The following is a 17185-nucleotide window of genomic DNA, read 5'->3' as shown; positions in this document are numbered from 1 at the left end:
CCCGAATTTCCTTGCCTTGTTGCGGAGGCGCTCCTATGTGCGCCGCAGCAAGACCGGCGGCGGAACCATTCGCTGCAGTCCGGATGCTGGCGTGAGATTTCGCTGAAACGGCAGAAATCCGCTCCGGACGAACGGTCATTGCCCCGCCCGCTTCCCCTTTCACGCATGGGTCGCACGATCGACCCCGCTCGTGCCCTTTCGGCGCGTGCGCACAGCGAACCCAACGTGCGTCGGCTTATGCCGATGTGCTCACGAAAGCATTTGATTCATGTCGTATTTTTCCGACCTCGGCCTTGCCGAACCCATCCTGCGCGCCCTCGAAACGAAGGGCTACAACGACCCGACGCCGATCCAGCGCCAGGCCATTCCCGCCCTGCTCGAAGGCCGCGACCTTCTTGGCATCGCGCAGACCGGCACCGGCAAGACCGCCGCGTTCGCGCTGCCGTCGCTCCATCGCCTTGCCGCGAACCCGCAGCCACGCAAGCCGGCCTCGTGCCGCATGCTCGTCCTCTCGCCCACGCGTGAGCTGGCCGCCCAGATCGCGGACAACATGAAGGGCTATGCCCGGAACCTGAACCTGATCGTCGATTGCGTGTTCGGCGGCGTGCCCATCGGCAAGCAGGCCCGTCGCCTGGTGCCCGGCGTCGACATTCTCGTCGCCACCCCCGGCCGCCTGCTTGACCTGATCGACAACCGGGCGCTGACGCTTGGCCGCACCGAGATCTTCGTGCTCGACGAAGCCGACCAGATGATGGACCTCGGCTTCATCCATGCGCTCAAGCGCGTGGCGAACCTGCTGCCCAAGACCCGCCAGAGCCTGTTCTTCTCGGCGACCATGCCCAAGGCCATCGAGGACCTCGGCAAGCAGTTCATCGTCAATCCCGTGCGCGTCGAGGTCGCCCCGAACTCGACCACCGCAGAACGCGTCGAACAGTACGTCACCTTCATCAACCAGGCCGAGAAGCAGGCGCTGCTGACCCTGCGCATCCGCGATCTGCTCAAGACCAAGGAACTCGACCGCGCGCTGGTGTTCACCCGCACCAAGCACGGCGCGGACCGCGTCGTGCGCCACCTCTCGTCGGCCGGCATCGATGCCCGCGCGATCCACGGCAACAAGAGCCAGGCGCAGCGTACCGCCGCGCTCGAGGCCTTCCGCCAGGGATCGTGCCCGGTCCTCGTCGCGACCGACATCGCGGCGCGCGGCATCGACGTCTCGGGCGTGAGCCACGTGTTCAACTTCGAACTGCCCAACGTGCCCGAACAGTACGTCCACCGCATCGGTCGCACCGCGCGCGCCGGCGCCGATGGCATCGCCATCAGCTTCTGTGCGCCGGATGAGAAGCCCTATCTCAAGGACATCGAGCGCCTGACCAGGGTCAAGGTCGACGCCCTCCCCCTGCCCGAGAACTTCACCGCCGAAGCGGCCAAGCTCCCCGCGCCGAGCCGCAAGCCGGCCGAGCAGGAGCAGGACGCCCGCCGCGATGCGCGTGACGCGCGCGGCAACGGCGGTCGCGGCGGACAGGGTCGCGGCCAGGCCCACGGTGGCCGTGCCCAGGGTCGCGACGGCCGCCCGCGCGACGCCAGCCCGCGCCAGGACCGCCGCGAAGGCGATCGCGGTCCGGTGCGCAACCCGCTCCACACCGACCGCACCGACCGCCCCGAGCGTATCGAGGGCGAGCGTGACGGCAACAAGCCGCGCCGCTTCCGTCCGCGCGGCGCCCCCGGCGTCGGCGCGCACCGCAACAAGGTCCGCCGCGCAAGCTGAGCGCGGCCGGACCAGGCACGGCCCTGCCCTTGCGGGCGGGGCTGTCCTACAGTGCCGATACTTGGCATAGGGAGGCGATGACCCGTCGCCCCCACCCCCGCCAAACCGCGCCCGGTGCCGGTGAACGCGGGGCCATGTTCGTGTCGCTCTGGACTGTGTCAACCGCGTCAACCTGTTCAGGCAGGAGCCGTTGGGCATGAACGGCGTGCTGGTCTCGGCCTGGGCCATGACGGTGATCGTCGCCGTCCGCTATCTTGCGACCAGCGGTCTTTTCGCCTGGCTGACGGCCAGGGTGAGGCCCGGCCACTATGCCGGGCTCGACCGGCAGATCCGCTCGGAGATCGGGTGGAGCCTTGCCACCGCGGCGATCTATGGCGTGCCGGCGGGCGTGGTCGCCTGGGGCTGGCAGGAGCGGGGGTGGACGCGGATCTACACCGATCCGCATGCCTTGCCGCTCTGGTGGATGCCGGTCTCGCTCCTGCTCTACCTCTTCATCCACGATACCTGGTTCTACTGGACCCACCGCTGGATGCACCGGCCGGCCGTGTTCCGCCGCATCCATGCCATCCACCACGCCAGTCGCCCGCCGACGGCGTGGGCCGCAATGAACTTCCACCCGGTCGAGGCCGCCGTGGTCTCGCTGCTGATCCCCGCGCTGGTCTTCGCGATCCCGATCCACGTCGCGGTTCTGGGGCTGGTGCTGCTGGTGATGACGGTGATGGGCGTGACCAACCACATGGGCTGGGAAATGTTTCCACGCGCGCTCGTTCATTCCCGGGCAGGGAACTGGCTGATAACCGCAAGCCACCACCACCGCCATCACGAGCAATACCGCTGCAACTATGGCCTCTACTTCCGGTTCTGGGACCGGTTGTGCGGCACCGACAAGGGATTGTCCGCCCCATGAAGCGCGCTCTCGCACTCCTGCCGCTCGCTCTCCTCGGCAACGCGCCGGCCACCACCACGACCACCACAATTTCCGTCGACGTGACCGGCCTGCGCAATAGCAAGGGCATGGTCTACCTGTGCATGACCTCGTCCCCCCGATTGTTCCCGGAAGGCTGCGACAAGGACCCGCAACGCCATGTCGCTTCGCTGCGGGCGGGCGAAGCGGGAACGCTGGTGCTGCGCGACGTGTTGCCCGGCCGATATGCCATCGTTCTGCTGCATGACGAGAACGGGAACAAGAAAATGGACAAGACCCTGTTCCTGCCCAAGGAAGGCTTCGGCTTCTCGCGCGATGCCCCGGTCCGCATGTCCGCACCCAAGTTCGAGGCGGCGGCGTTCGACGTGACCGGCGGCAAGCCGCTGCGCATGACGATGAAGGTCCGCTACCTCTAGTGCCTGCGATACCCTCCCAGAACCCCTCCGGCGGCGCGCTCGCGCCGTTCCGCTACCCGGCGTTCCGGGCGATCTGGACGGCCAACCTGTTCTCCAACATCGGCTCGATGATCCAGTCGGTGGGCGCCGCGTGGCTGATGACCGAGCTGACCACGTCGCACTTGCTGGTCGCGCTGGTTCAGGCCTCGGCGACGATACCGATCCTGCTGCTCGGCATGTTCGCGGGCGCCATTGCCGACAACTACGACCGGCGCCGGGTCATGCTCGCGGCGCAGAGCGGAATGCTTGTCGTGTCCGCCGTGCTGGCCGTGCTGTCCTATACCGACAACATCGGGCCCTGGTCGCTGCTGGCGCTGACGCTGATGGTCGGGATGGGAACCGCGCTGAATGGTCCCGCATGGCAGGCGTCCGTCCGGTTGCAGGTTGCCCATGCCGATCTCCCGCAGGCGATCTCGCTCAACGCCATCTCCTTCAATCTTGCCCGCAGTGTGGGGCCGGCGCTTGGCGGCATCCTGATATCGCTGTGGGATACGAGCCTCGCCTTCGCGCTGAATGCGGTCAGCTACATCGGCATGATCGCGGTCCTCGCCATGTGGCGGCCCGAATCGCTGCCGCCGATGCGCGAGCCGATGCTGGGAGCGATCGGGCGCGGCATCCGCTTCTGCGCGTCGTCATCGCCCATTCGCAAGGTGCTGCTGCGCGGCCTCGCCATGGGCCTTGGCGCAGCCGGTCTCCAGGCCCTCATGCCCAGCGTCGCGCGCGACATGCTGAAGGGCAGCGAACTGGACTATGGCCTGATGCTCGGCGGATTCGGCATCGGCTCGATCGTGACGGCGCTGTGGATTTCCAGACTGCGCCGCCGTCTGGGCAGCGAGACGGTGGTGACCGCCGCCACGCTGATCTTCGCGAGCGCGCAAGTGCTGATGGCATCGGCGACGAACATGCCGATGGCGGTGGTCGCCGCGTTCATGGGCGGCATGGGCTGGGCCAGCGCGATGACCAGCCTCAACGTCGCGATGCAGCTTCGCAGTCCCGAGGACATTCTCGGCCGCTGTCTTTCGATCTATCAGGCGGTGACCTTCGGCGGCATGGCGCTGGGCGCATGGGCCTGGGGCACGGTCGCGGACGTGGCGGGGCTGCCGACCGCGCTGCACGCGGCCGCCCTCTGGCTTGCCGCGTCGCTTGCCTTGCACTTTTTTGCCCCTATGCCGACGCGCGAGGAAGGACGCCTCGACGTTGTGCCGGAGAGCAGACCGTGACCCAAGACCACCCGACCAGTGCCAGCACCGCCGCTTCCGGCCCGCTGCGCTCGGTCCTCTACATGCCCGCAAGCAATGCCCGGGCGATGGCCAAGGCCCGAACCCTCGATTGCGATGCGGTGGCGCTCGACCTCGAGGACGCGGTCGCACCCGAAGCCAAGGCCGATGCCCGCGCCGCGCTGGTCGCCGAGACACAGGCGGGGGGCTTCGGCCATCGCCGCCTGATCGCGCGGATCAACGCGCTGTCCACGCCCTGGGGCCATGACGACATCCGCGCGCTTGCCGCGGCGCCGGTGGAGGCCGTTCTCGCGCCCAAGGTCGATGACGCGGCGGACATCGAGGCGCTTTCCCGTGCGATGGACGATGCGGGCTTTCCGACCGAGGTCGCCCTGTGGGTGATGATCGAGACCCCTCGCGCCGTCCTGGCGCTGGAACGGATTGCCGCCACGGCCGCCACCACGCGGCTTGCGGGCTTCGTCCTCGGGCTCAACGACCTTGCCAAGGATAGCGGCATCGCGCAGCTTCCGGGTCGCGCGGCCTTCCTCCCGGTGCTGACGATGGCCGTTCTCGCGGCGAGAGCGAACGGGCTCGTCGTGCTCGACGGAGTGTGCAACGCCATCGAGGACAAGGACCGGCTGGAGGCCGAATGCGTGCAGGCGCGCGATTCGGGATTCGACGGGAAGACCCTGATTCACCCCGCCCAGCTCGAGATCTGCAACCGCGTTTTCGCCCCGACGGATGCGGCCATCGCCGAGGCGCAGGCCATCGTGGCCGCCTTTGCAGACCCCGCCAACGCCGGTCGGGGCGCCTTGCGCGTGGACGGAAAAATGGTTGAATTTCTGCACCTTGCGCAAGCAAAGCAGCTTCTCGCCAAGGCCGAGGCAATTGCCCGGCGCTGATCCGCAGGGCGGCGCCACTGGCGCAACTTAAGAACTCCTTCACAAAGTTGCGCCAGACCGGTCTCCCGAAAAAGGGGACCGTCTGGCGTCATGGATACTTTGCGCGGATTTGATCGGGACAGCACCGGGGCCGAATTCGACCTTGGGGGCTACGAGGACGATGTGGCGAGCGAGCCGCCGCCGGTGGTAGGCCAGGACGAGCGCCGGATGCAGGTGCGCGCCTACAACTACTGGGCAAGCCAGCTCGGCACCGGAAGCTTCCCGCGCGTCACGCCGCTGCTCGAAGGCCACAATCCGGACTTTGCCGACAACATCGTGCTGCTGCACTTCGATGCCGGCATCGAGGACCCGGCGATCGTCTGGCTGGGCCAGAAGCTGGCGGACGAATGCGGAACCGAGACGTCGATCCATCGTCTGAGCCAGATACCGGGGCGCTCGCTGCTTTCGCGCATCACCGACCACTACATGCAGATCATCGCCAACCAGGCGCCGATCGGCTTCGAAGCGGAGTTCGTGAACCAGTACGGGCGGACGGTGCTCTATCGCGGCATCCTGCTGCCCTACTCGTCGGACGGCACGGCCATCGACTACATCATGGGCGCGATCAACTGGAAGGAACTGGCCGACCAGCAGACCACCGACGAACTCCTGCTGGAAATCGGGCAGGCGCTCGACACGGCCCCGATCAAGAGCCAGCCGCGCCGCCCGCTGGCCGAAGCGACCGATGCCTGGGCCGACGGTCCGGCCGCGCTGGACCTGGGCGACTTCCCCGAACCGGCCTTCGGCCTCGACGACGACATCCTGCCCCTGCCCGCGAAGGCCGACGAGCCCGCGCCGGAGGCACTGGCCGACTGGCTGGCATCGGCTCGAGAGCTGGCGCTGGTGGCAAATTCCAGCGAGGACCGTACCCGCAGCGCGCTATATGCCGCGATCGGGCGGGCGTGGGACTTCGCACTGGCGGCGCAGGGTCGTCCCGAAGACTTTGCCGAACTGCTCGAGGACGCAGGCCTGACGATGCAGGAACGCGCGCCGATGACCCCGGTGGTCAAGCTCGTGTTCGGCGCGGACTACGACAAGACGCGGCTGACCGAGTACGCGACCGCCCTGACCCACGCACAACGCGTCGGGCTGGGCCAGGGCGAGCTTGGCCGCTACCTTTCCGAAGCGCCGGGGGGACTGAAGGGCGTGGTCAACGCCGAACGCCGCCTGCGCCGCGAGGAAGCGGGCAAGGCCCTGGCGAAACGCGGCCCCGATGCGCTGGCCGAAAGCCTGCGCGCCCTTGCCCCGCGCAAGATCAGCGAGATCGCGCCGCCCGAAGGCGCGGAATTCGCGCTGGTCATGGTCCGGCGGCTGGAGAGCGGCGAAATCGTCGCGCTGGGCGAGGTTGCCGACGATGCCGCCCTGTTCGAGCGTGCCGCCCGCCACCTGATCGGATAGGCCGCTTTCGCGCGGCGGCGGGGCCTGCTAGCCCTGCGGCATGATACGGGCGACAAGGGGCAGGCTGCGGATGGGCTGGATCGGGTGGACGGTCGTGACGTTCGTCCTGCTGGCAGGCCTTGGCTTCGTCGCCTTCCGCCACGCGCTGGAGACCAACGCGGTCGGGGTGCTCAACACCGCAGACAGGCTGCTGAATGGCGGCGACGGCGCGATCCGGCAAGTCGCCGCAGTCCGCTATGGCGCGGACCCTGCGCAGAAGCTCGAAATGTTCGTGCCCGCCGCCGCGCGCGAGCCGCTTCCGATCGTGGTGTTCGTCCACGGTGGAAGCTGGGCAAGCGGGGATCCCCACGACTACCGGTTCATGGCGCGCACCCTTTGTGCCGAGGGCTATGCGGTGGTCCTTGCCGGTTACCGGCTCTACCCCCACGCCCGCTATCCCGCGATGCTGGAAGACGGCGCGGCGGCACTGCGCTGGGTGCGCGACAACGCGGCAAGACTTGGCGGGGACCCGGCGCGGATCGCGCTGATGGGTCATTCCGCGGGCGCCTACAACGTGGTCATGCTGACGCTCGACCGCCAGTGGCTGCGGGGGGCAGGGGTGGACGAACACGCCATCCGCGGCACGGTCTCGCTGGCGGGACCGTTCGATTTCCTGCCGTTCGATTCGCCCGCGACGATCCACAGCTTCGGCAAGGCGCCCGATCCGTCGATGACCCAGCCAATCAACTTCGTGCGCGCCGATGCCCCCCCGATGCTGCTGGTGACGGGGGACTCAGACACGCGGGTCAAGCCACGCAATTCCCGGCGGCTCGCCCGGTTGCTGAGCGACGCGGGCGCGCCAAACCAGCCAGTCGTCCTGCGCGGCGTCACGCACGAGAGCATCATCATGGCCTTCGCGCGGCCCTTCTCGCGCGACCGGACGGTGCTGGACGCGGTACTGCCGTTCCTGGCGCGGGTGACCGCCCGCGCGCCGGACGCGCCCGCTTCAGTTGCGGTTCAGGCGGCGGCCCGATAGTCCCGGCACCGTGAAGCGCAGCGCCCGATTCCCCAGCATCATCCTTGCCCGCCTGCTGGCGGCTCTTGCCGCGCTTGCGCTGTGCGTGGAACCGGCCGCGGCGCAATCGGTGCTGCGCGATGCCGAGACCGAGGCATTGTTCCGCGATGCTTCCGCGCCGATCTTCAAGGCGGCGGGGTTCAATCCCAATGCGGTGGACCTGGTCCTGCTCAACGACGGGTCGATCAACGCCTTCGTCGCGGGCGGGCAGGCGATCTACATCCATTCGGGCCTGATCGGCGCGGCCGACAACGTCAACGAATTGCAGGGCGTGATCGCGCACGAGCTGGGCCACATCACCGGCGGCCACATCATCCGCTATGACGAAGGGCTGAAGCCCGCGACCGGCATCACCGTGCTGAGCCTCCTGCTGGGCGGACTGGCGGCGGCGGCGGGATCGCCCGACGCCGCGATGGGCGTTTTCATGGCCGGGCAGCAGGCCGCGCTGGGCAAGTTCCTGGCTTTCAGTCGCGCGCAGGAAAGCTCTGCCGACGCGGCGGGCGCGCAGTTCCTGGCGAAGGCGGGGATTTCCGGGCGTGGCTCGATCGAGTTCTTCAAGAAGCTCCAGAACCAGGAGTTCCGCTACGGCTACAGCCCGCGCCGCAACCCTGACGCGGAATTCTACAGCACCCACCCGATGACCGCGGACCGCCTGACCACGCTGCAGGACACCTACGAGAAGGACCCGGCCTGGAACAGCCCGCCTCCCGCGGAACTGCAGGCGCGCTTCCTGCGGGTGAAGGCCAAGCTCTATGGTTATCTCGCCGAGCCGCAGGACACCCTGCGCGCCTATCCCGAATACCTGACCGACGTCCCCGCGCGCTATGCCCGGGCCTATGCCTTCCACAAGGAAGCGTTCGTCGACAAGGCGCTGGACGAGACGAAGGCGCTGATCGCCAAGGACCCGAAGAACCCCTATTTCCTCGAGCTGGAAGGGCAGATCCTGCTCGAATCCGGCCGCCCGGCCGAAGCGATCCCGCCGCTGCGCGAGGCGACGGCGCTGACCGGCAACGAGCCGCTGATCGCCACGACCTTCGGCCATGCGCTGATCGCGACCGAGGACAAGGACAACTTCGCCGAGGCCGAAAAGGTGCTCAAGACGGCGGTCGCGCGCGACAAGGACAACCCCTTCACCTGGTACCAGCTCGGCGTGGTCTACGAGGCCAAGGGCGACATTCCCCGCGCACGGCTGGCAAGCGCAGAGCAGCAGTTGATGAACATGCAACTCGGCGATGCGGTGCGCAGCGCCGAAGCCGCCGAGGCCGCGCTGCCCAAGGGCACGCCCGACTGGCTGCGCGCGCAGGATATCGCCATGTCGGCGCGGGCAATGCTGGAACGCCAGAAGAAGTCGCGCTAGGCCTGCGCCAATGGCAGACTCCCAACCGCGCCGCCTTGGCGCCTTCGCCCTCATCGCCGTTCTCATCGCGCTTGTCGGCGCGGTGGCGGGCTGGTGGTACGAAAGCCGGCGCACCGACGGTGAAAGCGGCGAGGATGCGCAGCTCGAAGCCTCGCTCGCGGGGGCCGGGATCGACGGCAAGGAGCGCGCGGCCATAGAAGGCCTGGTGCGCAGCTACATCCTCGACCATCCCGAAATCCTGCCCGAAGCGATGGAACGCCTCCAGCAGCGCGAGGCCGGAGCCCGCATCGCACCGATGCGCGGCGCTCTGGAGACTCCCTTCCCCGGCGCGGTTCTGGGCAATCCGGCGGGCAAGGTCACGCTGGTCGAGTTCACCGACTATGCCTGCACCTATTGCCGGCAGAGCGTGAAGGCGCTCGACGCGCTGATCGCGAAGAACCCGGACCTGCGCGTGGTCGTGCGCGAACTGCCGATCATCGCGCCCGAAAGTGCGCCCGCCGCACGCATGGCGCTGGCCGCCGCCGCGCAGGGCAAGTACCCCGCATACCACAAGGCCATGTTCGAAGGCCCGCGCCCGTCGGACGCCAGCATCGCCGCCGCCGCAGGCGCCGCAGGGCTGGATCTTGCCGCCGCCAGGGCGTTCGGCGCGCGCAACGACGTGGAAGAGGAACTGAAGCGCAATCTCGAAATGGCGCGGCAGCTTGGCATCAACGGCACCCCGGCGTGGGTCGTGGGCGGGCGGCTGATCCACGGCGCCGTGCCCGAAGCGGACCTCCAGGCCGCAATCGACGACGCGCGCAAGGGATAAGAGCGTAGACGGACGGCAGGCGGCAGGCACCAAGGCTAGCTTCCGGCGCCGCTAGAGGGTACAGGTTCGGTCATGGCCGCGCTGCCGTTCAGACCGACGCCGTTCTTCGGCAACAAGAACCGCGCCTTCTGGCGCCTGCAGTTCCTTGGCTGGGGCGGCGCAATGCTGCTGCGCGCGATGTCCTCCATCGCCAATGCCCAGCCCTGGTCCTTCCTGGTCATCGTGGTAATCGCGACGATCACCGGCTTCTCGATCTCGCTGCTGCTGTCGGTGATCTACCGCGCGGTCATCAACCGGCGCCCTATCGTGACCTGGGGCGTGACGGCACTGGTGCTCTCGGCGGCGGTCGGGCTCTACGCCTTCATCGATTCCTGGGTCATCAGCCTCTACCGTCAGGGCGGCGATGCCAGCTTCGCGCAGCTCTTCCTCGGCGTCTTCTACCTTGACCTGACGCTGCTGATCTCGTGGACGGGGCTTTACTACGCGATCAACTTCTTCCTCCAGGTGGAGGAGCAGAACGACCAGCTCATGCGGCTGGAAGCCCAGGCGACGAGCGCGCAGCTTGCCATGCTGCGCTACCAGCTCAACCCGCATTTCCTGTTCAACACGCTGAACTCGATCTCGACCCTCGTGCTGCTCAAGCAGACAGAGCCGGCCAATGCCATGCTTTCGCGGCTGTCCTCGTTCCTGCGCTACACGCTGGTCAACGAGCCGACCGCGCGGGTGACCGTGGCGCAGGAAATCGAGACGCTGAAGCTCTACCTCGACATCGAGCTGATGCGGTTCGAGGAGCGGCTGCGGACCGAATTCCGCATCGACGACGCGGTGCGCAATGCGCTGATGCCTTCGCTGCTGCTCCAGCCACTGGTCGAGAACGCGATCAAGTATGCGGTCAGCCCGATGGAATATGGCGCCGAAATCACCATCGAGGCGCAACTCGTCGGCCCCATGCTGCGGGTTACCGTGTCCGACACCGGGCCGGGGTTGCCACCGGGAACGGACCCTTCGACAGTCTTCGGCGTGAGCACCGACTCTACCGGCATAGGCCTTGCCAACATCCGCGATCGTCTGGCCCAGGCTTATGGCGAAAACCAGCGCTTCGACATCTCCAACCGGCCGGAAGGGGGCTTCCAGGTCGTGCTCGAACTACCGTTCGAAGCGCGTCCCGCCCCTCCGGTCGCAACGCCTGCCCGCATACCGGCAGGAGCAACTGCATGATTTCGGGAACCGACATCGGGTTTCGCCGTCCTGCCATCGGGGCCATTCCAACGGGGGAACCCTCACGGGGGCACAACGTGATCCAAGTCTGGACAAGACCCAAGGGAACCGCATGACTATCCGAACGATCCTCGTCGACGACGAGAAACTGGCCATCCAGGGGTTGCAACTGCGCCTCCAGGCCTTCCCCGATGTCGAGGTGATCGACACCTGTTCCAACGGGCGCGAGGCGATCCGCAAGATCAAGACCGAGAAGCCGGACCTCGTCTTCTGCGACATCCAGATGCCCGGGTTCGACGGCTTTTCCGTGGTCAAGGGCGTGATGGAGATCGATCCGCCGCTGTTCGTCTTCGTCACCGCCTATTCCGAACACGCGATCAAGGCGTTCGAGGCCAACGCGGTCGACTACCTGCTCAAGCCGGTCGAGGAAGACCGCCTTGCCGACGCGCTCGACCGCGCGCGCACGCGCCTTTCGGAAAAGCGCAGCCGCGAGGAGGCCGAAAAGCTCAAGACGGTGCTGGCCGAAGTCGCGCCCGACGCGATGCCCGAGATCGACGACGAGGGCGAGCCTGCCGCAGGCCGCTTCGAAAAGCTCATCAACATCAAGGACCGGGGCCAGATCTTCCGCGTCGACGTCGACACGATCGAGCGGATCGAGGCCGCCGGCGACTACATGTGCATCTACACCGGCGACAATTCGCTGATCCTGCGCGAGACGATGAAGGACCTCGAACGCCGGCTGGACCCTCGCGTGTTCCAGCGCGTCCACCGCTCGAAGATCGTCAACCTCGACCAGGTCCGGCAAGTCCGCCCGCATACCAACGGGGAATGCTTCCTCGTGCTGGAATCGGGTGCGGAAGTTAAGGTCTCGCGCTCCTATCGCGACGTCGTGGCGCGCTTCGTCCACTGAGCCTGCGCATCGTGCGCCGCCGTTGCCGTTCGTGTCGAGCGAAGTCGGGACAGGGCGGCGTCACGGTGTCTCGACTTCGCTCGACACGAACGGCGGCGATGGTATTGGGCGGGGCATGAGCAGCTTTTCCATCCCCGGCTTCGACCTTGAAGCCTTCGTCGCCGCCACCCTGGCCGAAGACCTCGGGCAGGGCCTTCCCGGCGGCGGGCATGACGTGACCAGCGAAAGCGTCATCCCCGCCGACGCGCGCTTTACCGGCACGATGGACAGCCGCGATGCGATCACGGTCTGCGGCCTGCCCATCGCGGCGGCATTCTTCCGCGCGCTGGACCCGCAGATGAAGATCGAGATCCTGGTCGAGGAAGGCGCCCGCGTCGCACCCGGCTCCGATCTCATGCGGCTCGAAGGCAATGCCCGCGCGATGCTGACGGCAGAGCGCAGCGCATTGAACACGGTGCAGCACCTGTCGGGCGTCGCCACGCTGACCCGGCAATACGTGGACGCCATGGGAGAGACGCAGGCCCGCCTGCTCGACACGCGCAAGACCATTCCTGGCCTGCGCCATCTGGAAAAGTACGCGGTGCGCACGGGCGGTGGGACAAACCATCGCATGGGGCTGTGGGACGCGGCGATGATCAAGGACAACCACGTGCTCGTCGCGGGCGGCGTGGCCGAAGCCGTGCGCCGCGCGCTTTCGGCGGGCGTCCGGGACGTGATCTGCGAGGTCGACCACATCGACCAGATCGAACCTGCGCTGGCCGCAGGGGCAACGCGCCTGCTGCTCGACAACATGGGGCCCGACCTCCTGCGCCAAGCTGTCGCGCTCGTCGCCGGAAGGGTGCCTTGCGAGGCTTCGGGCGGCGTGAGGCTCGACACCATCGGCGCGATCGCCGCCTCGGGCGTCGACTACGTCTCGGTCGGCCGCCTGACGCAAAGCGCCCCTGCCGCCGACATCGGCCTCGACTTCACGCCGCTGGGCTGACAGTCTGCGACCCGACACGCGAATAGGGGAACAAGCGATGCGTCCGGCTTCCATCCAGTGGTTCGAGCGACTCTATCTCGGCAGCCTCGTCATCGGGCTGGCCAACCTGTTGTTCCACTACGGCAAGCTCAGCTCGATGATGGGTAGCCTAGGCGGATCGATGGGCTTCGTCTTCGTCAGCTTCTTCGCCGGCCTCGCGATCTCGCTGGCGTTCTGGTATCTGGTCGCGCGCCGGGCGAGCAACCTCGCAAAGTGGTTCCTTGTGGCCCTGGTCGCGCTCGGGCTTCTCGGCCTGCCCGGGTCGTTCTCGATGACCGGGACACTCGGTACGCCCTATATTGCGCTCGGTGCCTTGGCGACGCTCGTCCAGACCGTCTCCGTTGGGCTGCTGTTCACCCCGGAGGCGCGCCGCTGGTTCGCCGACAAGGGCGCCCCGACCAGCCCCGACGTCTTCGAATGACATGATCCGCCAGGCACTGGCGCTTCTCCTCCTGTCGATTCCCGGCGCGGGCCTCGCGCAAGGGTGGCAGTGCAGCATACCGCCGCAGATCGCGGTACCGCGTCTCCCTGCGCCCGATGCCCCGCCCCGCCTGACGCCGATCACCGGCTACACCCTTGCGGCAAGCTGGTCGCCCGAGTTCTGCCGCACGCGCAAGGACGATCCGCGCCACGCCACGCAGTGTTCGGGCAAGCACGGCCGCTTCGGCTTCGTGCTCCACGGGCTCTGGCCGGAGGGCAGGGATGGCCAGTTCCCGCAATACTGCCCCTCGCGCCGCCTGCCCGATGCACAGACCCTGCGCCGCAACTTCTGCACCACGCCTTCGGCCGACCTGATGATGCACGAATGGGCGCGGCACGGCACCTGCATGAGCGCCGACCCCGCCGCCTACTTCGACAAGGGCCGCGCGCTGTTCCAGTCGCTCCGCTTCCCCGACATGGCGCGTCTCTCGCGCACGCCGGGGCTCGACGCGAGCAAGATGCGCGAGGCGATGTCGGTCGCCAATCCCCAGCTGAGGCCGGACATGATCCGCCTGCTCCTGGGCCGCGACGGCTGGCTGCGGGAGGTCCACGTGTGCCTTTCGCGCCGGATGAAGCCTGCGCGCTGCCCCGGCGGCACGAAGCCGGCCGACACGGTGCCGGTGAAGATCTGGCGTTCGTTCTGAGCCCGGCGGTCTAGCGCCGGTCGCGGAAGAAGGTGCGCAGCATTTCCGCCGCCTCGGCCTCGCCCATGCCGGAATAGACCTCCGGGCGGTGCAGGCAGGTCGGCTGGTCGAAGACCCGGCTGCCGTGTTCCACCGCGCCGCCCTTGGGATCGCTTGCCGCGTAGTAGACCCGCGCGATGCGGGCGTGGGCGATGGCGCCCGCGCACATCGCGCAGGGTTCGAGGCTGACCCACAGATCGCACCCTTCCAGTCGCTCCTGCCCGAGCTGCGCGGCGGCGGCGCGAATCGCCAGCATCTCTGCGTGGGCGGTGGGGTCGCGCAGGGTGCGCGGGCGGTTGTGGGCCGCGGCGACGACCTTGCCGTCCTTGACGACGACCGCGCCGATGGGCACTTCGCCCTCATCCGCCGCGCGCAGGGCCTCGTCCAGGGCCAATCGCATCGGTTCGGGAAGGGGCCAGCGGGTCATCGCGCGGGGTATAGGTGCCGGAACGTCGCTTTCAAACTCCGAATCCTTGACTTCGCGTGGTGAATCGATAAGAGCCGCGCCTTCCCGATAGGTATTATCGAACAAGCCAAGCGAGTTTTAGCCATGTCGCGTATCTGCGAACTGACCGGTAAGGGCCGCCAAGTCGGTCACAACGTAAGCCACGCCAACAACAAGACCAAGCGTCTGTTCCTGCCCAACCTGCAGAACGTCACGCTGCTGAGCGAGAAGCTGGACCGCAGCTTCAAGTTCCGCGTTTCGACGCACGGTCTGCGCTCGGTCGAGCACAACGGCGGTCTCGACAACTGGCTGCTCAAGCAGTCGGACACCAAGCTCTCTGCGCGCGCCCTCAAGGTGAAGCGCGAGCTGGTCAAGGCTTCCGCCGCCTAAGACTTCTCCCGCAAGGGATCGAAGACCTGGACCCCCTTTCCGCATGGAATGGGGGTCTTTGGCGTTTCCGGTGATTCGGTCGTTGCTGCGCCTGCGCCGTGTCAGGCGGGCCGGAACTTCAGCGCATCGCCATTGATGCAGTAGCGCAGGCCCGTGGGCGGCGGACCGTCGTCGAACACATGTCCGAGATGGCCGCCGCACTGGCTGCAATGCACCTCGGTGCGCACCATGCCGAGCGTCCGGTCGCTGCTGGTGCCGACGGCCCTGGGCAGCGGACGCCAGAAGCTGGGCCAGCCGGTACCACTCTCGAACTTGGTGCCCGAGGCGAACAGCGCGTTTCCGTCCGCCGCGCAGACGAACGCGCCCTTGCGCTTTTCCTTGAGCAGGGGCGAGGTGAAGGGCCGTTCGGTGCCCGCCTCGCGCAGGATGTAGTATTGCTCGGGCGTGAGCAGGCGACGCCACTCGGCATCGCTGTGCATGATCGGAAACGTACCTTTGGCCGCCGGCCTGGCGCTGCAGGCGCTGGCGAGCGGCATGACCGCGCCCGCGCCCAGCAGGGCGAGGAAACGGCGGCGGTCGGCGTCTGGCATCATCTGGCTACCTCGGTGTCCTGCCGACGGGCCGGGGAGGGCGAGTACCTAGAGCGGCGGCTGGCCAACCGGCAGGACTTGTCCCTGCCTAGACCAACCTGCCCGGCCCGATCGTGACGCAGATCATAGCCTGCGATCTAGCGCTTCTCCAGTTCCACTTCCAGCTTGCGGAAGCCGTGGACGAAGTTGGCGCGCACGCGCTCCACCTCGCCCGCCACGCGCACGCGCATGCGCCGCTCGTGCATTTCCTCGAGCAGGATGCGCAGTTGCAGTTCGGCAAGGCGCGCGCCGACGCAGCGATGGATGCCGTGGCCGAACGACAGGTGACGTCGCGCATTGGGCCGGTCGACCATCAGCTTGTCCGGATTCTCGAACACGGTCTCGTCGCGGTTGGCCGAGATGTACCACAGGATGACCTTCTCGCCCGCCTTGATCTGGTTGCCGAAAAGCTCGGTATCGGCAGTCGCCGTGCGGCGCATGTGCGCGAGCGGGGTGACGTAGCGGATGCATTCCTGCACGGCGTTGGGGATGAGCGAGGCATCGCGCTCCAGCAGTTCGCGCTGGTCGGGGAACTTGTCGAGCGCGTGGACGATGCCCGACATGGTATTGCGGGTGGTGTCGTTGCCACCGACGATCAGCAGCACGAGATTGCCCATGAACTCCTGCGGGCTCATGTGGTTCATCGCCTCGGAGTGGATCATCATCGAGATGAGATCGCCCGAAGGAGGCGCCTGCATCCGCGCTCCCCACAGGCGCTGGAAATAGTGCGCCATCTCTCCGAGGAAGCCAAAGCGCGTGTCGGCAAGTTCGCGCGCGAGGGTCAGCTCGACGTCGCCGGCCCAGTCCGACCAGAAGGTCAGGAGACGGCGGTCGGCCCAGGGGAAGCCGAACAGGATCGCGAGCATGCCCGTGGTCAGTTCGATCGAGACCTTGTCGACCCAGTCGAATCGTTCGCCCCACGGCAGCGAATCGAGCACGCTTGCGGTGCGACGGCGGATCTCGGCTTCCATCTCGACCATCTTGGCCGGGGTGAAGGCCGGGGCCACGGTGCGGCGCTGGCCGGTGTGATCGGGCCGGTCCATCGCGATGAACATGGGAAGCTGCCGTTCGGCCAGCTTCTGCGGATCGACATCTTCCGGCGGGTCGCCGATGGTGATGCCGCCGTACTGCCAGGAAGACGAGAACAGTTCGGGCAGCGATTCGACGTGCATGATCGCCTTGTGGCTGGCGACGTTCCAATAGGCCCCGTAAGGCGAATCCGGCACGCGATTGACCGGCGCCTTCGCCCGCATCTCGGCAAAGATCGGTTGCCAGCGATCCTCGACATAGATGTCCGAGCGGCTGACGTCCCAGGGATGGGAATGCGCCGGAATGGCCTGCGGATTGTCCTTCAGCCAGGCCGCGAACGCTTCGGTCGCGGTGGGCGAGGAATGGTAGGTGAATTGCGGCACTTCGGGCGCAAGCTGGGTTGCCATGGGCTATCCTCCGGGCACAGCCGCGCTTGATGCGCGGTCCGCGTCACTCTGGC

Annotated in this window: 18 protein-coding genes; 15 read left to right on the top strand and 3 right to left on the bottom strand. The window is 67.4% G+C overall.

Annotated features, from left to right (window positions below):
• Window positions 1-268 precede the first annotated feature (268 nt).
• From SARO_RS01185 to SARO_RS01120, 14 genes are all read left to right on the top strand, one after another.
• A complete protein-coding gene (locus SARO_RS01185; protein ID WP_011443899.1) occupies window positions 269-1765 on the top strand; it encodes a DEAD/DEAH box helicase in 1497 nt (498 codons plus the stop codon).
• Window positions 1766-1961: 196 nt separating this feature from the next.
• Complete coding sequence (locus SARO_RS01180; protein ID WP_011443898.1) at window positions 1962-2672, top strand: sterol desaturase family protein; 711 nt, start codon at window positions 1962-1964, stop codon at window positions 2670-2672.
• A complete protein-coding gene (locus SARO_RS01175) occupies window positions 2669-3106 on the top strand; it encodes a DUF2141 domain-containing protein (protein WP_011443897.1) in 438 nt (145 codons plus the stop codon). The genes SARO_RS01180 and SARO_RS01175 overlap by 4 nt, the downstream gene beginning before the upstream one ends.
• Window positions 3106-4365, top strand: coding sequence for an MFS transporter (locus SARO_RS01170; RefSeq protein WP_011443896.1), 1260 nt, complete (start codon window positions 3106-3108; stop codon window positions 4363-4365). The genes SARO_RS01175 and SARO_RS01170 overlap by 1 nt, the downstream gene beginning before the upstream one ends.
• Window positions 4362-5264 carry an HpcH/HpaI aldolase/citrate lyase family protein gene (locus SARO_RS01165; protein ID WP_011443895.1) on the top strand — a complete coding sequence of 301 codons (903 nt, stop codon included), beginning with the start codon at window positions 4362-4364 and terminating at the stop codon, window positions 5262-5264. The genes SARO_RS01170 and SARO_RS01165 overlap by 4 nt, the downstream gene beginning before the upstream one ends.
• 90 nt (window positions 5265-5354) lie before the next feature.
• Window positions 5355-6701 (top strand): hypothetical protein, encoded by a 1347-nt coding sequence (locus SARO_RS01160; protein ID WP_011443894.1) that lies wholly within the window; start codon window positions 5355-5357, stop codon window positions 6699-6701.
• Between the two features lie 40 nt (window positions 6702-6741).
• Window positions 6742-7716: an alpha/beta hydrolase gene (locus tag SARO_RS01155; protein WP_083760748.1), complete on the top strand. Its 975-nt coding sequence runs from the start codon at window positions 6742-6744 to the stop codon at window positions 7714-7716.
• 10 nt (window positions 7717-7726) lie between these two features.
• Window positions 7727-9112: a M48 family metalloprotease gene (locus SARO_RS01150; protein WP_011443892.1), complete on the top strand. Its 1386-nt coding sequence runs from the start codon at window positions 7727-7729 to the stop codon at window positions 9110-9112.
• 10 nt (window positions 9113-9122) lie between these two features.
• On the top strand, window positions 9123-9920 hold the full coding sequence (locus SARO_RS01145; protein WP_011443891.1) for a DsbA family protein: 798 nt from the start codon (window positions 9123-9125) through the stop codon (window positions 9918-9920).
• A 72-nt stretch (window positions 9921-9992) separates the two neighbouring features.
• A complete protein-coding gene (locus SARO_RS01140; RefSeq protein ID WP_011443890.1) occupies window positions 9993-11138 on the top strand; it encodes a sensor histidine kinase in 1146 nt (381 codons plus the stop codon).
• 112 nt (window positions 11139-11250) lie between these two features.
• Window positions 11251-12048, top strand: coding sequence for a LytR/AlgR family response regulator transcription factor (locus SARO_RS01135; protein WP_011443889.1), 798 nt, complete (start codon window positions 11251-11253; stop codon window positions 12046-12048).
• A 115-nt stretch (window positions 12049-12163) separates the two neighbouring features.
• Window positions 12164-13030, top strand: coding sequence for a carboxylating nicotinate-nucleotide diphosphorylase (gene nadC / locus SARO_RS01130; RefSeq protein WP_011443888.1), 867 nt, complete (start codon window positions 12164-12166; stop codon window positions 13028-13030).
• Between the two features lie 37 nt (window positions 13031-13067).
• Window positions 13068-13490, top strand: a complete 423-nt coding sequence (locus SARO_RS01125; RefSeq protein WP_011443887.1) for a hypothetical protein — start codon at window positions 13068-13070, stop codon at window positions 13488-13490.
• 1 nt (window position 13491) lies between these two features.
• On the top strand, window positions 13492-14193 hold the full coding sequence (locus SARO_RS01120; protein ID WP_011443886.1) for a ribonuclease T2: 702 nt from the start codon (window positions 13492-13494) through the stop codon (window positions 14191-14193).
• Window positions 14194-14203: 10 nt separating this feature from the next.
• Here the strand turns inward: SARO_RS01120 and SARO_RS01115 are convergent, their stop codons facing one another.
• Window positions 14204-14659 carry a nucleoside deaminase gene (locus SARO_RS01115; protein ID WP_011443885.1) on the bottom strand — a complete coding sequence of 152 codons (456 nt, stop codon included), beginning with the start codon at window positions 14657-14659 and terminating at the stop codon, window positions 14204-14206.
• A gap of 123 nt (window positions 14660-14782) precedes the next feature.
• Between SARO_RS01115 and rpmB the strand changes: the two genes are divergently transcribed.
• The gene (gene rpmB, locus SARO_RS01110; protein ID WP_011443884.1) at window positions 14783-15067 is read left to right on the top strand and encodes a 50S ribosomal protein L28; all 285 of its coding nucleotides are present in this window, start codon (window positions 14783-14785) and stop codon (window positions 15065-15067) included.
• A 101-nt stretch (window positions 15068-15168) separates the two neighbouring features.
• On the opposite strand, the gene msrB is transcribed toward rpmB, so the two are convergent.
• Together msrB and SARO_RS01100 are read right to left on the bottom strand one after the other, a co-directional pair.
• Window positions 15169-15660 (bottom strand): peptide-methionine (R)-S-oxide reductase MsrB, encoded by a 492-nt coding sequence (gene msrB, locus SARO_RS01105; RefSeq protein ID WP_011443883.1) that lies wholly within the window; start codon window positions 15658-15660, stop codon window positions 15169-15171.
• A 134-nt stretch (window positions 15661-15794) separates the two neighbouring features.
• Complete coding sequence (locus SARO_RS01100; RefSeq protein WP_011443882.1) at window positions 15795-17132, bottom strand: cytochrome P450; 1338 nt, start codon at window positions 17130-17132, stop codon at window positions 15795-15797.
• Between the last annotated feature and the right edge of the window lie 53 nt (window positions 17133-17185).

Origin of the sequence: Novosphingobium aromaticivorans DSM 12444 (genome assembly GCF_000013325.1) — a bacterium.
GTDB lineage: Bacteria > Pseudomonadota > Alphaproteobacteria > Sphingomonadales > Sphingomonadaceae > Novosphingobium > Novosphingobium aromaticivorans.
This window is presented reverse-complemented; position numbering and strand designations above follow the sequence as displayed.